Here is a 13,900-nt window from a genome sequence, read left to right on the forward strand (position 1 = left end):
CGGAATTGCGCCGGCTGCGGAACCTTATAGAGATATAAGGAAACCTTTATGTCCGACTGCTCGCCTCCGCCCTAGCGGCGCGCGGGGAGCAGTGCAAGCACTCTCGGCAAAGCCAGACCCAGCACGATGAACAGTGCAGCCCATGCCAGCGTCAGGGTGTGGCCCCACTGCGCAAACAGCGTCGGCGGCAGCGCGTGCGGCACAATGCCTTCGATCGCGTCAGCCTTGCCCATCGCGATCGTCTCGTCGACCACACCATTGGCGTGGATAACGGCGCTGATCCCGGTGGTGGTCGAACGCAGCACCGGCAGGCCTTCCTCGGCCGCGCGCATCCGCGCCTGTGCCAGATGCTGCGGCGGGCCCCAGCGACCGAACCAGCCATCGTTGGACGGGTTGAAGATGTAATCCGGGCGGTTGGCGGGATCGACCACATGGCCGGAAAAGACGATCTCGTAACAGATCTGGATGCCTGCCTTGCCATGTTCGCCAAGGTCGATCGTGCGCGGGCCGGGGCCGGGTTCGTAATCGATGGTGCCGGCGACCAATCGCGACAGGCCGAGCGGCTCCAGCAGCGGCCGCATCGGCAGATATTCGCCGTAAGGAACAAGGTGTGCCTTGGCATAGGTCGCGGTGATCGCGCCCTCACCGTTCATCGCGATCACCGAATTGCGGGCGCTGAGTGCCCCCCGCGAACCATCGGCGCGAGTGCCGATGTCGAGGTTGACCACACCCGTCAACAAGGTCGATTGCGGGCCGATCACCCTGCCGATCCGCTTGCGGGCGAAGACAGGGTCAGCCCCTGCGGTCATCTGCTGGTAGAAGCGTTCGGGGTAGCCGTCCTCAAGGTAATCGGGGATCGCGCTTTCGGGCCACAGCACCACCCGCGACCCGTTGCGCCCCGCGCTGGTCAGCGCAGCAATCCGGGCGAACTGCTCCTCGAATTTCGATCCGTCGTTGATTTCGGATTGCGGAATGTGCGGCTGGACGAGGGTGTAGTTGATGCCTTTCAGGGGCGGTTTGATCGGACGTCCGTGCAGGGGCAGAACCATCCCCGCCACGATGATGGCGAGACCCGCAATGGCGAGCACCTTTCGCCGCGCCAACGCTGCCCACAGCACCAAGCTCGCCAGCAGCAGGGCAACGCCCGACAGGGCATAGGTTCCCGTCCACGGCAACAGGCCAGCCCAGCCCATGCGGTCCCACGGGCCCAGCAGCATCAGCCCCAATGGCGGCCAGGGGTAGCCGGTGAACACCCAGCCGCGCAGCCACTCGGTGACGATCCACGCACCCGCCAGCACCAGCCCGAAGGCCCACCGCGGACGCTTCCGCGCCAGCGAATGCGCGGCCAGCGCGGCAAGGGCCGGATACCACGCGAGGTAGATGCACAGCAGCGGCACCGCCGCCCAGCCCAGCGCTTCGGGCATCTTGGCCTGATGGGTAAAAGCGGTCGCGATCCAGTTATTGGCGAGCGTCAGATGCGCCCAGCCGAACACCCAGCCGCGCCATAGAGCGCCGCGCCAGCTGTCAGTGGTGTGGATCAGCCAGACAAACCCCGCCAGCGCGGCAAGGCCAAGCGGCCACAGGTGCAGCGGCGGATAGGCGCAGGCCGCGACGAGGCCAAGCGCGACAGCAGCCAGCGCAGGATAGCGCTGCGCCAGCGCGGGGCCCGCCGCCAGCCGCTCCCACATGCAGCTTACTCGACGGTTTCGAGAGCGCCGCTGTCTCCGCCCGCATCATCGCCGCGGATCGAGGGCGGGAGAATCGAACTGTCGATACCTTGCTGCACGCCATCATCGGCAGACTTGCGCGGCTTGCGGGTCCGGGCGGGCTTTTCGGCGCGCTTCTCGCTGCGCTCGGCGCGTTCCGGACGTTCGGTGCGCTCACCGTCACGTGGCTTGCGCTGCTGGCGACGGGCATTGTTCTGGCGCGGCTGTGGCTCTGCACGATCGTCGTCACGGTCGGAAGGAAGGAAGGATTCGCCTTCCTGCCCGGCTTCGCCTTCCTCAAGGTCGGCACGCGGTGCATTGTCCTGCTGGTCATAGCGCGAGCGGCTTGACTGCTCGCTGCGACGGCCACGGTCGAAATCGAGATCGTCGTCGCCGTAATCTTCGGCCTGTTCGCGTTCGTCACGGCGCCCCTGGCCACCGGAACCGCGCTGTTCGTCCTGACGCGCCTTGTTATCAGCGATCACCCGGAAATAGTGGTCAGCAAATTGCAGATAGTATTCCATCTGCACGCGGTCGCCATTGTGCTGGGCGTCCTGCGCAAGCTTCTTGTACTTGTCGAGCATCTGCGGAGCATTGCCCCGCGCCCGGCTGTCGATCCGGTTGAGCTGACTGCCGTTGCCGCCCTGATTGCGGTTACCGCGCCCGCGGCGACGGTTGTTCCGGTTGTTGTTATTCAAGGAAAGTGTTCCTTAATCAGCGACCTGGCGCAATAAACGCGGTCAACAGACCCCTTGTTCCAGCGCAGCAGCATCGGGCTTGCCAATGCCTGCGGCGCGCTCCGCGCTGCCATGGCCGGGGACGTGCCCTGACGGCCGTATCAGCTAAGTTCAGGAGCTTGGCCCAGCGATTTGCGCCCTTCGCAAATCATCCGGCCTGATTCGGGAGGTAGCGATGCCAAAGCCCTTTGCCAAGCCCCGCAACGATTTTGCTCACCGCAACACCAGGGCGCGGGGCCGCCCGCCGAGGTCGCGGCGCAATTCGGTGCTGAACCCGGCCGCTGTCGCCATCGCTGTCACGGCATCGCCCTGCCGGTGTCCGATCTCGAAAACCACAAGGCCGCCGGGCGCAAGCAGGCCTCCCAGCTGCGGGATCAGGACCTGATAATCGTCGAGCCCCTCGGGGCCGGCAAACAGCGCTGTGGCAGGTTCGAAGTCGCGAACCTGCACGTCCAGCGCGGCGTCTGCTTCGACATAGGGAGGGTTGCACAGGATCAGGTCGAAAGTGCCCAGACCATCCGCCCACTCCGGCTTGTGCCAGTCGCCTTCACGAAAATGCGCCTGCGGGCGCAGTCCCAGCTGCTCGGCATTGCGCTGCGCCACCGCAATCGCCGCGGCCGAGCGGTCAATTCCCACGCCTTCCGCCTCGCGCAGATAGGCAAGGACGGCCAGCAACAATGCACCAGATCCCGTGCCAAGATCGAGCACGCGGGCAGCATCGGGCTTGGCCGCCAGCGCCGCCTCGACCAGCGTTTCGCTGTCGGCCCGCGGAATCAGCGTTGCCGGGGTTACGATGAAGGGCAGGCCGTAAAACTCCTGCCGCCCTGTAATATAGGCTACCGGCTCGTGCAGAGCGCGCCGCTCGACCAGCGCGGCAAAGCCCGCAGGCTCCGGATCGCGCATATGGCGAAGCAGCAGTTCGGAACGGGTGACGCCGAACAGGTGAGCCATGAGCAATTCGGCATCCAGCCTTGCAGTATCGCTGACCGGCGCGAGAGCCTCGGCGGCAGCACGGATGGCTTCGCCTGCGGTCACTCGGCCCCCATCACTCACTCAACGCCGCCAGCCGCTTGGCTTCGTCCTCGGCGATCAGGGCATCGATCAGTTCGGCGAGGCCCGGCCCGGCGAGCACCTCTTCCAGCTTGTGCAGGGTCAGGCCGATACGGTGATCGGTGACGCGCCCTTGCGGGAAATTGTAGGTGCGGATGCGCTCGCTGCGATCGCCGGAGCCGACCATCGCCTTCCTCGCCTCGGCCTCGGCACCCTGCGTGGCCTCGCGCTGGGCATCGTAGAGCCGCGTGCGCAGCACCTGCATCGCCTTCTCGCGGTTCTTGTGCTGGCTGCGCCCGTCCTGACAGGTGACGACGGTGCCGGTCGGCAGGTGGGTGATTCGCACAGCCGAATCGGTGGTGTTGACGTGCTGACCCCCAGCGCCCGATGCGCGATAGACGTCGATCTTGAGGTCTTTCTCCTCGATATTGACGTCGACCTCGTCTGGCTCGGGCAGCACTGCGACCGTCGCGGCCGAGGTGTGGATACGCCCGCCGCTTTCGGTCACGGGCACGCGCTGGACGCGGTGGACGCCGCTTTCGAACTTCAGCTTGGCGAACACCCCGGTGCCGGTGACGTTGGCGATCACTTCCTTGTAGCCGCCGATGTCGGAGGCGTTGACGCTGACCGGCTCGACCTTCCAGCCCTGCTCGGCGGCGTAGCGTTCGTACATGCGGTAGAGATCGGCGGCGAACAGCGCGGCCTCGTCGCCCCCGGTGCCGGCGCGGATTTCGAGCATCGCGGGCTTGGCGTCGGCCGCGTCGCGCGGCAGCAGCGCGATGGCGAGCTGGCGTTCGAGTTCGGGCAGTTCCTCGCGGATCTTGGCGAGTTCCTCTTGCGCCATGGAGCGGAATTCGGGGTCCTCGCGCATGGCTTCGAGCGCCAGAACCTCCTCGCGCATCGCCGCCACCAGCCCGGCAGCCTTGGCCACGGGTTCAAGCTCGGCATAGTCGCGCGAGGCGCGCACGAAGGCCTCGCCCTCAAGCGTGCCAGACGCCATGCGCGCTTCCAGCTCCGCAAAGCGGTGCGCGATCTGGTCAAGGCGTTCGGGGGGGATTTGCATGGGGTTCTTCTCTTACTCGTCATGCTGAACTCGTTTCAGCATCCATTCTGCCGTTTTGAGCCGCATTAGAGGCGGCACGATGGACCCTGAAACAAGTTCAGGGTGACGAAGAGTCGCTAATAGTACGGGCGCAGTGCGCCCAAAACTTCCGCTTCGGGGTGACCGCCAGTAACGCTGTGCGCCATATCGGGTTTCAGTGAGAGGATAACCTTCGACGCCCGCTTCACCGCTTTGTCATAGCGCTTTCTCAACGATCCGGAGGCGATCAGTTCGGCAGAAAACCCCTGCTTTCGAACATCGCCAATCAGGCCAATCGCCTCTGCAACCCGCGCATCATCCTCGACGACGATTATCAGATCGGCCGGCTCCTCCTCCCGCGCCCCCACCAGCATCGCCAGCCGCTCGATCCCCGCAGCCCAACCGACCGCAGGAGTTGCTGCGCCGCCCAGCGATTCCATCAGCCCGTCATAGCGCCCGCCGCCCAGCACCGTGCTCTGGCTCCCCAAAGCCGCCGCCGAAGCACTGCCCTCGTCGGGGATGAACTCGAACGCCGTGTGGCGGTAGTAATCGAGCCCGCGCACAAGGCTTTCGGCCCGCACCCACTTCACGCCTGCCGCATCCAGCCCGCTGGTGACGGCGGCGAAGAAGGCGCTGGCTTCCTCAGACAGAAACGCGTCGATCTTGGGTGCATCGGCGAGGAACGGCTTGTCCCTCGGGTCCTTCGAATCGAGAATCCGCAGCGGGTTCTTCTCCAGCCGCTCCTGCGATTCTTCCGACAGCTGATCCTTCACCGCCCGGAAGTAATCGATCAAAGCCGCCCGCCACGCCTCACGGCTTGCGGCATCGCCCAGCGTGTTGAGGTGCAGGGTGACATCGTGGATGCCCAGTTCCTTCAAGAGCTGGTCCGCCATCGCCAGCAGCTCGACATCGGCCTGCGGCTCGCTCGCGCCGATCACCTCGGCGTCGATCTGGTGGAACTGGCGGTAGCGGCCCTTCTGGGGGCGCTCATAGCGGAACAGGGGCCCGTGGGTCGCGACCTTCAGCGGCGCATATTGCTGCCAGCCGTTGGTGAGAAACGCCCGCACGATGCCCGCCGTGAACTCCGGGCGCAGGGTCAGGCTCTCGCCGCCGCGGTCGTCGAAGGAATACATCTCCTTCGACACCACATCGGTCGTCTCGCCAAGGCTGCGGGCGAACACCTCGGTCTTTTCGAACACCGGCATTTCCACCCGGCGGAAGCGATACAGCCGCCGCACGCGCTCGAAGGTTTCGACCACGAAGGCGAAGGCTTCGGCATCGGCGCCGAAGATGTCCTGGGTGCCGCGAATGGCCTGCGGGGTTTTCTTGCTCATGGGGCGCGCAGTTAAGGCCACGCGGGGTCTTTCGCAATCCTGCGGCACCGATTAAAGGGCGGCGCGTTACCTCTCACACGCAGACCACAAAAGAGAACAATCATGCGCATCGACAAGATCCCCACCGGGGTGAACCCGCCCGACGATCTCAACGTCATCATCGAAGTGCCGACCGGGGGCGAGCCGGTGAAGTACGAATTCGACAAGGAAAGCGGCGCGCTGTTCGTCGACCGCATCCTCCACACGCCGATGCGCTATCCGGCCAATTACGGCTTCGTGCCGCACACCCTTTCGCCCGATGGCGATCCGCTGGATGCGCTGGTGATCTCGCGCTCGCCCTTCATTCCGGGCTGCGTCGTGCGGGCCCGCCCGATCGGCGTGCTCAACCTCGAAGATGAACAGGGCGGCGATGAAAAGCTGGTCTGCGTGCCGGTGAACGAGACCTTTCCCTATTACGCGGACGTGATCGAGACGAGCGACCTGCCTTCGATCATCTTCCAGCAGATCGAGCACTTCTTCACCCACTACAAGGATCTGGAAGCCGAAAAGTGGGTGCGCGTCGGCAGCTGGGGCACAGCCGCAGAAGCGCGCCAGATCACCATCGAGGCGATCGAGCGTTACGAAGCGTCGAAGTAAGCGACTGCATCGCGCGGGCGGCCTCCGGGTCGCCCGCCGGTCAGAACAGGCTCAGGATCACCTTGAAGATCACGGTCAGGCCAAACGGCAGACCGATCGCCAGCGACCACAGGGCCATGACATCGCGGCGGAATGCGGGGGCGAAAGCCGGGTCGGCGGCCTGCGCGTCGTTCAGATCGGCCCAGCGTTTTTCGAACCAGCGCCATACGGGGATGATCCCCGCCACCAGCACCACCAGCGCCAGATAGGGCAGCAGTCCGGAAGTGCCTTCCGCCAGCGCCTTCACCGTCATGAAAATCTGCAACCCGGTATAGACCAGCAGGCCATAGGCGACATGGTCGCTCATTGCCTTGCGCCAGTCCCGCGTCCGGCCTGAGCTGACAATCCGGCTGACGTGACTGTCTGTGGCTTTCCCCATTTGCGCCGCTCCCCAACGGTTTCGATTTTGTGACATCTTATCGCAAAGCCGCCGCATGGTTGCAAGAAGGGGCGGAAATTCGTCATTTTGTTGCGCCCACTGCAAGATCCGCCCTGCAAGCTGCGGTAAAGGCGGGAGCTTTGCAGCGCACTGCCATCCGCTCGCCTCAATGCCGGCCGGTCTAAGCAAAAATCCTGCCAAACGCGGCGCGCCCCTTTTCTGTGGCATCAGGACTGCTAAAGACTGATCCGCAATGACCACGACCGCCCTTCCCCAGCCGGCCAGCGCGCCCGACGCCCAACAGCCGCTCGGCAGCGGTCTGGAAGTGATCTCGATCGCCAAGAGCTATGAAAAGCGGGCCGTGCTCACCGATATCTCGCTGCATGTGGCCAAGGGCGAGGTGCTCGGCCTGCTCGGCCCCAATGGCGCGGGCAAGACCACCTGCTTCTATTCGATCATGGGTCTGGTGAAGCCCGATTCGGGCCGCATCCTGATGGATGGCGAGGATGTGACCAAGCTGCCGATGTATCGCCGTGCGATCCTGGGCCTGGGCTACCTGCCGCAGGAAACCAGCATCTTCCGCGGCATGACGGTGGAACAGAACATCGCCTGCGTGCTCGAAATGGTCGAGCCCGATGCCGCCACCCGCGCCAGCGAGCTGGAGCGCCTGCTCGAGGAATTCGGCCTGACCCGCCTGCGCGAAAGCCCGGCAATGGCGCTTTCGGGGGGCGAGCGGCGGCGCTGCGAGATTGCGCGTGCGCTGGCGGCCAAGCCTTCGATCATGCTGCTCGACGAGCCCTTCGCGGGTATCGACCCGCTGTCGATCAGCGATATCCGCGATCTGGTGAAGGACCTCAAGCAGCGCGGCATCGGGGTGCTGATCACCGATCACAACGTGCGCGAGACACTCGATATCGTCGACCGCGCCTGCATCATCTATGGCGGGCAGGTGCTGTTCGCCGGCAGTCCGCAGGAACTCGTCGCCGACGAAAACGTGCGGCGGCTCTATCTCGGCGAGAGCTTCACGCTCTAGGGCGCACGCAGGCATGGCATTAGGCCCCCGCCTCGATTTACGGCAGTCGCAATCGCTGGTGATGACGCCGCAATTGCAGCAGGCGATCAAGCTGCTGGCGGCCTCCAATCTCGAAATCGAGACCTTCATCGCCGAGGCGCTGGAGGCCAATCCGCTGCTCGACACCGGTGGCCCGGCTGACAACGGCGCCGAGCCGGAGCGCATCGAGCTTCCGGCACCGGCGGGCGAGGATGCCACGGCTGACCAGCTGATGCTGGCCGGCGGCGGCGAAGGCGATGCCCCGCTCGATCTCGCCTCGGTCGACCGTGACTGGGATACCGGCGACGGTGCGGCGCCTTCGATGCGCGATGCCGAATGGGGCGCGGCGGGTGCGGGAGGCTCCGGCGATTTCGATGACATGCCCGATTGGGAGCAGCTGCGCGCCGCAGAAGTGACGCTGGCAGAGCATCTCGAAGGCCAATTGGGGGCTTCGGGGGCCGATCCTTCCACCCTTGCCATTGCCCGTCACATCATCGGCATGCTGGATGAGGCAGGCTACCTCACCACCCCGCTCGAAGAGGTGGCGGATGATCTCGGGGTCGATGTGTTCGATGCCAAGGCGGCCCTCAGGCTGGTGCAATCGCTCGATCCTTCGGGCGTCGGTGCACGCAATCTGGCCGAATGCATCGCCATCCAGGCGCGCGAGGCCGACCGCTATGACCCGTGCATGAAAGCGCTGATCGACAATCTCGATCTGGTCGCACGCGGCGAGGTGGAGCGATTGAAGCGCCTGTGCCGCGTCGATGACGAGGATTTCGCCGACATGCTGCGCGAATTGCGCAGCTACAACCCGCGCCCCGGCCTCGCCTTTGCGCCATCCGAAAGCAGCACGGTGGTGCCCGATATTCTCGTCACCGGGAACGCGGCAGGCGGCTGGGACATAGCGCTCAACGAAGACACCCTGCCCAAGCTGATCGTTAACCGCGGATATTTCGTGGAACTCAATGCCGGTGCGACCAGCCGCGAATCGCAGAGCTGGCTCAAGGAGAAGCTGGCGGATGCGCACTGGCTGATCCGTGCGCTCGACCAGCGGCAGAAGACGATTCTCAGGACCGCAGCCGAGATCGTGAAGCAGCAGGACGGCTTCTTCCGCCGCGGGGTTTCCGAACTGCGCCCGCTCACCCTGCGCGAGGTGGCCGAGCAGATCGAGATGCACGAAAGCACGGTCAGCCGCGTCACCAGCAACAAGTACCTCGCCTGCGCGCGCGGGACATTCGAGCTCAAATACTTCTTCACCAGCGGCGTGGCCTCTGCCGATGGCGAGGGTGCATCGTCCGCCGCGATCAAGGCGCGCATCAAGGCGCTGATCGACGCCGAGACCGCGAAGAACATCCTGTCCGACCAGCAGCTTGCCGAAATGCTCCAGAAGGAAGGCTTCGATCTCGCCCGGCGCACCGTCGCCAAATACCGCGAAGCGATCGGGCTCGGATCGAGCGCCGAGCGGCGCAGGGCTAAGAAACTCGCAGGCGTGCGTTAGGGTTCTTCCGAGGGCGACAGGCCGGAACCGGACGCATAACCCCGTAAATGTGCGGCTTTCGGAGTGTGACTCGAAAGACTCACTCCAAAAAGTTAACGCTCTAAACTTCTTATTAACCTTTTTTGGTGAGAAGTGGCGTGGTTAACAGTCGGAAACCTCTCCTAAGCGGGGGTTACCAGGGGCAAGTTAGGGGACTGCAATGCGCGTTCTGCTGATCGAAGACGAACCGACCACCGCCAAGGCGATCGAGCTGATGCTCACCACCGAAGGCTTCAACGTCTATTCGACCGACCTCGGCGAGGAAGGTTTGGACCTCGGCAAGCTGTATGATTACGACATCATCCTGCTCGACCTGAACCTGCCCGACATGCATGGTTACGACGTCCTCAAGAAGCTGCGCGTCGCCAAGGTGCAGACGCCGGTGCTGATCCTTTCGGGCATCAGCGAAATGGATTCCAAGATCCGCTCCTTCGGCTTCGGCGCTGACGATTACGTCACCAAGCCGTTCCATCGCGAAGAACTGGTCGCCCGCATCTATGCGGTTGTGCGCCGTTCCAAGGGCCATTCGCAGTCGGTCATCCGCACCGGCAAGCTGGCCGTGAACCTCGACGCGAAAACGGTCGAAGTCGATGGCGCCCGCGTGCACCTGACCGGCAAGGAATATGCGATGCTGGAGCTGCTTTCGCTCCGCAAGGGCACCACGCTGACCAAGGAAATGTTCCTCAACCACCTTTACGGCGGGATGGACGAGCCCGAACTCAAGATCATCGACGTGTTCATCTGCAAGCTGCGCAAGAAGTTGAGCCTCGCGTGCGGCGGCGAGAACTACATCGAGACCGTCTGGGGCCGCGGCTACGTGCTGCGCGACGAGAGCGAGGAAGTCGAAGCGGCGTAACCTGCTTTTCGCAGCCGCCTCCGCGGCTGCGTCCTCGCTGCGTTTCGATCCTTTCGGGATCGAGCAGCTGCGGGCGGCCGGTCGGCCTTGCGGCGCTCCGCGCCGAGCCAGCTTTGATCATCGAAATCGGACGCCCGGGGTGGTCATGCCTCGGGCGTTTTTCTATGGGCGCGCCATGACAGCGTTCAAGGAAGGCGATCCGACCACCATTGCGCGGCTTTATGGCCGCAGCGTCGGCAAGAAATTGCGCAAGCACCAGCAATCGCTGGTCGACAACCTGCTGCCGCAGATCAGCGTACCGGCGGACGGCCCTGTCACCTCCGAGATCCTGTTCGGGGATTCGCGCCCGCTGCATTTCGAGATCGGTTTCGGCGGGGGCGAGCATCTGGCCTATCGCGCCGATCTGCTGCCCGATCACGGCTTCATCGGGGCGGAGCCCTTCGTAAACGGGGTTGCGCAGGCGCTGACCCATATCGAGGACCAGCGCCTTGCCAATGTCCGCCTGCACCATGGCGACGCGCTGGAGGTGCTCCAGCGCATCCCCGATGGCGCACTGACGATGCTCTACCTGCTCCACCCCGATCCCTGGCCCAAGGCCCGCCATGCCAAGCGGCGGATGATGAATGACGGGCCGGTGAAGCTGATCGCGAGCAAGCTGAAACCCGGCGGCGAATTCCGCTTCGGCACCGATCACGCGGTCTATCTGCGCCACGCGCTGATGGTGATGCAGCGCCACACCGACCTGTTCGAGTGGGTGGTCGAAAAGCCGGAGAACTGGCAGGTGCGCCCGTCAGGCTGGCCGGAAACCCGCTACGAACACAAGGCCCGCACCGTCTACGGCCACGAGGTGTGGTACTTCCGCTTCAGGCGGCGCTAGAGCGGTTTCCGCCCATTCTGATCTACCCCGACGGAGCCGATTTTGGCCCTCTGCAAGAAGGCGAAGCGCAGGGATATGTCGATATCTCCAGCTTCGCCGACGCCGCAGTGGGCCAAAAGGGGCCCACCCCGATTGCCCTGAGCGGCCGCGTGGCAGCGTCGCCGCCCTCGTCCGGGCAACCAGCCCGGCCTTCGGGCAGCTCCTCCCCACACAGCCGCTCAGGGCAATCGGGGTGGGTCAGAATGGACGGAAACCGCTCTATGCGGCAATGTTTCACGTGAAACATCGCATCCGCCCTGCCTAGGCGGGGCCTAACGGGGGTCTGGGCCCGGTCTGGAGCGACCTAACCCACCACCCCCGCGCCTGCCAGCACCGCCAGTGTCAGCACATCAGGCACCGCCGCAGTCATCGGCACGATCTGCACCGGCTTTTCCATCCCGATCAGCATCGGGCCGATGGTGGCATTGCTGCCCAGTTCCCGCAGCAGCTTGGCCGACAGGTTCGCCGATTGCAGCCCCGGCATGATCAGCACATTGGCCGGACCCGAAAGGCGGCTGAAGGGATAGAGCGCCATCACCTTGGGATTGAGCGCGGCATCGGGCGCCATTTCGCCTTCGTACTCGAAGCCCGGCTCCTCGCGGTCGAGGATCGCCACCGCCTCGCGGATGCTGCCCAGCCACTGGCCCGAAGGGTTGCCGAAGGTCGAATAGCTGAGGAACGCGACGCGCGGTTCATGCCCCATGCGGCGCGCAACCGCGGCGGTCTCCTTGGCGATATGCGCCAGTTCAGCGGCGTTCGGCCTCTCGTTGATGGTGGTATCGGCAAGGAAGGTGGTGTGGTTCTTGCCGATCATCATGTGGATGCCGAACGGCAGCGCGCCTTCCTTGGGATCGAGCACCAGATTCACCTCGCGCACGGTCTGGGCGAAGGTGCGGGTCATGCCGGTGATCATCCCGTCGCCGTGGCCCAGTGCGACCAGCAGCGAGGCGAAGACGTTGCGGTCCTGATTGACCATGCGGCGCACGTCGCGCTCGGTAAAGCCGCGCCGCTGGAGCCGCTTGTAGAGGTAATCCACCATCGCCGGCACGTGTTCGCTATCGGCCGAGTTCTGGATTTCGAAGCTGCCGGGATCGCTGACCGAAAGCTGGTGCAGCTTGTCGAGCACCGCCTTGGTGCGGCCGACCAGAATCGGTGTGCCATAGCCGAAATCGCGGAACTGGATCGCGGCCCGCAGCACCACTTCCTCTTCGGCTTCGGCAAACACCATCCGCTTGGGATTGGCCTTGGCGACTTCGTACACGCCCGACAGCACCGAGGTGGTCGGGTTGAGGCGGCTGCGCAGTTGCAGGCGATAGGCCTCGAAATCGTCGATCCGCGCGCGGGCCACGCCCGAATCCATCGCCGCCTTGGCCACCGCCGAGGATACCACCTCGATCAGGCGCGGGTCGAAGGGCGCGGGGATGATGTAATCGGTGCCGAACTTGTGGTTCTTGCCATAGGCGCTCGCCACTTCTTCGGGCACCTGCTGGCGTGCCAGCTCGGCGATCGCCTGCGCGGCGGCGACCTTCATTTCCTCGTTGATCGTGGTCGCCTGCACATCCAGCGCGCCGCGGAAGATGAAGGGGAAGCCGAGGACATTGTTGACCTGGTTGGGGAAGTCGCTGCGCCCGGTGGCGATGATCGCATCGGGGCGCACGGCCTTGGCTTCGTCCGGCATGATTTCCGGCACAGGATTGGCCATGGCGAAAATGATCGGCTTGTCGGCCATGCGCTTGACCCAGTCGGGCTTCAATGCGCCCGCTGCCGACAGGCCAAGGAAGATGTCCGCGCCCACCAGTGCTTCTTCGAGGCTGGTGGCAGAGGTTTGCACCGCGTGGGCGCTCTTCCACTGGTCCATGCCTTCGCGGCCCGGCGTGATCGGGCCGGAACGGTCGCACAGGATCACGTTGTCGTGGCGCACGCCCATCGCCTTGATCAGCGCGGTGCAGGCAATTGCCGCCGCGCCCGCGCCGTTGACCACCACCTTCACATCGCGAATGTCGCGGCCGGTAAGGTGGCAGGCGTTGAGCAGGCCGGCGGCGGTGATGATCGCGGTGCCGTGCTGGTCATCATGCATCACCGGAATCTTCATCCGTTCGCGCAAGGCGGCTTCGATGATGAAGCATTCGGGGGCCTTGATGTCTTCAAGGTTGATGCCGCCGAAGGTCGGCTCCATCAGGGCGACCGCGTTGATGAAGGCTTCGGGGTCTTCGGTGGCGAGTTCGATGTCGATCGAATCCACATCGGCGAAGCGCTTGAACAGCACCGCCTTGCCTTCCATCACCGGCTTGGAAGCCAGCGCGCCGAGATTGCCGAGACCGAGGATCGCGGTGCCGTTGGAAATCACCGCCACAAGGTTCGCCTTGGCGGTGTAGCGGGCGGCCAGCGCAGGATCGGCGGCAATCGCCTCGACCGGCGCGGCGACACCGGGCGAATAGGCAAGGCTGAGGTCGCGCTGCGAGGTCATCGGCTTGGTCGCGACGATCTCGAGCTTACCCGGGCGGATCGTCTCGTGATAGAACAATGCCTCACGGGTGGTGAAACCGCCTTTGTTCGGCGTGGCGTTCTCGTCGGCCAT

Annotated in this window: 12 protein-coding genes; 5 read left to right on the plus strand and 7 right to left on the minus strand. The window is 64.6% G+C overall.

Annotation, left to right across the window (positions count from 1 at the left end):
* Window positions 1-71: 71 nt before the first annotated feature.
* The 5 genes from lnt to hisS form a co-directional block, all read right to left on the minus strand.
* On the minus strand, window positions 72-1,688 hold the full coding sequence (lnt, locus tag ACU0AG_RS15290) for an apolipoprotein N-acyltransferase (RefSeq protein ID WP_482783146.1): 1,617 nt from the start codon (window positions 1,686-1,688) through the stop codon (window positions 72-74).
* Between the two features lie 5 nt (window positions 1,689-1,693).
* Entirely contained in the window at window positions 1,694-2,404 is a 711-nt protein-coding gene (locus ACU0AG_RS15295) for a DUF4167 domain-containing protein (RefSeq protein WP_482783147.1), read from the minus strand.
* Window positions 2,405-2,656: 252 nt separating this feature from the next.
* Window positions 2,657-3,478: a peptide chain release factor N(5)-glutamine methyltransferase gene (gene prmC, locus ACU0AG_RS15300; RefSeq protein ID WP_482783148.1), complete on the minus strand. Its 822-nt coding sequence runs from the start codon at window positions 3,476-3,478 to the stop codon at window positions 2,657-2,659.
* Window positions 3,479-3,488: 10 nt separating this feature from the next.
* Window positions 3,489-4,556 carry a peptide chain release factor 1 gene (gene prfA / locus ACU0AG_RS15305; RefSeq protein WP_482783149.1) on the minus strand — a complete coding sequence of 356 codons (1,068 nt, stop codon included), beginning with the start codon at window positions 4,554-4,556 and terminating at the stop codon, window positions 3,489-3,491.
* Between the two features lie 116 nt (window positions 4,557-4,672).
* On the minus strand, window positions 4,673-5,908 hold the full coding sequence (gene hisS, locus ACU0AG_RS15310; RefSeq protein WP_482783150.1) for a histidine--tRNA ligase: 1,236 nt from the start codon (window positions 5,906-5,908) through the stop codon (window positions 4,673-4,675).
* A gap of 102 nt (window positions 5,909-6,010) precedes the next feature.
* Between hisS and ppa the strand changes: the two genes are divergently transcribed.
* The gene (ppa, locus tag ACU0AG_RS15315) at window positions 6,011-6,544 is read left to right on the plus strand and encodes an inorganic diphosphatase (RefSeq protein WP_482783151.1); all 534 of its coding nucleotides are present in this window, start codon (window positions 6,011-6,013) and stop codon (window positions 6,542-6,544) included.
* Window positions 6,545-6,584: 40 nt separating this feature from the next.
* Here ppa and ACU0AG_RS15320 read toward each other — a convergent pair whose 3' ends face one another.
* Window positions 6,585-6,962, minus strand: coding sequence for a hypothetical protein (locus tag ACU0AG_RS15320; protein WP_482783152.1), 378 nt, complete (start codon window positions 6,960-6,962; stop codon window positions 6,585-6,587).
* Between the two features lie 253 nt (window positions 6,963-7,215).
* On the opposite strand from ACU0AG_RS15320, the gene lptB reads away from it, so the two are divergent.
* From lptB to trmB, 4 genes are all read left to right on the plus strand, one after another.
* Entirely contained in the window at window positions 7,216-7,995 is a 780-nt protein-coding gene (lptB, locus tag ACU0AG_RS15325) for an LPS export ABC transporter ATP-binding protein (protein ID WP_482783153.1), read from the plus strand.
* Window positions 7,996-8,008: 13 nt separating this feature from the next.
* Complete coding sequence (gene rpoN / locus ACU0AG_RS15330; protein WP_482783154.1) at window positions 8,009-9,511, plus strand: RNA polymerase factor sigma-54; 1,503 nt, start codon at window positions 8,009-8,011, stop codon at window positions 9,509-9,511.
* Between the two features lie 199 nt (window positions 9,512-9,710).
* Window positions 9,711-10,406 (plus strand): response regulator transcription factor CtrA, encoded by a 696-nt coding sequence (gene ctrA / locus ACU0AG_RS15335; RefSeq protein WP_482783155.1) that lies wholly within the window; start codon window positions 9,711-9,713, stop codon window positions 10,404-10,406.
* A gap of 175 nt (window positions 10,407-10,581) precedes the next feature.
* Complete coding sequence (trmB, locus tag ACU0AG_RS15340; protein WP_482783156.1) at window positions 10,582-11,283, plus strand: tRNA (guanine(46)-N(7))-methyltransferase TrmB; 702 nt, start codon at window positions 10,582-10,584, stop codon at window positions 11,281-11,283.
* 343 nt (window positions 11,284-11,626) lie between these two features.
* Here the strand turns inward: trmB and ACU0AG_RS15345 are convergent, their stop codons facing one another.
* Complete coding sequence (locus ACU0AG_RS15345; protein ID WP_482783157.1) at window positions 11,627-13,900, minus strand: NADP-dependent malic enzyme; 2,274 nt, start codon at window positions 13,898-13,900, stop codon at window positions 11,627-11,629.

This window comes from Erythrobacter sp. RANMB8 (assembly GCF_056848235.1).

What these genes read in the sequence shown, in the direction of transcription:
- lnt (WP_482783146.1), bottom strand. Translation starts at nt 1,688, where the DNA reads ATGTGGGAGCGGCTGGCGGCGGGCCCCGCGCTGGCGCAGCGCTATCCT.
- prfA (WP_482783149.1), bottom strand. Translation starts at nt 4,556, where the DNA reads ATGCAAATCCCCCCCGAACGCCTTGACCAGATCGCGCACCGCTTTGCG.
- hisS (WP_482783150.1), bottom strand. Translation starts at nt 5,908, where the DNA reads ATGAGCAAGAAAACCCCGCAGGCCATTCGCGGCACCCAGGACATCTTC.
- ppa (WP_482783151.1), top strand. Translation starts at nt 6,011, where the DNA reads ATGCGCATCGACAAGATCCCCACCGGGGTGAACCCGCCCGACGATCTC.
- ACU0AG_RS15320 (WP_482783152.1), bottom strand. Translation starts at nt 6,962, where the DNA reads ATGGGGAAAGCCACAGACAGTCACGTCAGCCGGATTGTCAGCTCAGGC.
- lptB (WP_482783153.1), top strand. Translation starts at nt 7,216, where the DNA reads ATGACCACGACCGCCCTTCCCCAGCCGGCCAGCGCGCCCGACGCCCAA.
- rpoN (WP_482783154.1), top strand. Translation starts at nt 8,009, where the DNA reads ATGGCATTAGGCCCCCGCCTCGATTTACGGCAGTCGCAATCGCTGGTG.
- ctrA (WP_482783155.1), top strand. Translation starts at nt 9,711, where the DNA reads ATGCGCGTTCTGCTGATCGAAGACGAACCGACCACCGCCAAGGCGATC.
- trmB (WP_482783156.1), top strand. Translation starts at nt 10,582, where the DNA reads ATGACAGCGTTCAAGGAAGGCGATCCGACCACCATTGCGCGGCTTTAT.
- ACU0AG_RS15345 (WP_482783157.1), bottom strand. Translation starts at nt 13,900, where the DNA reads ATGGCCGACGAGAACGCCACGCCGAACAAAGGCGGTTTCACCACCCGT.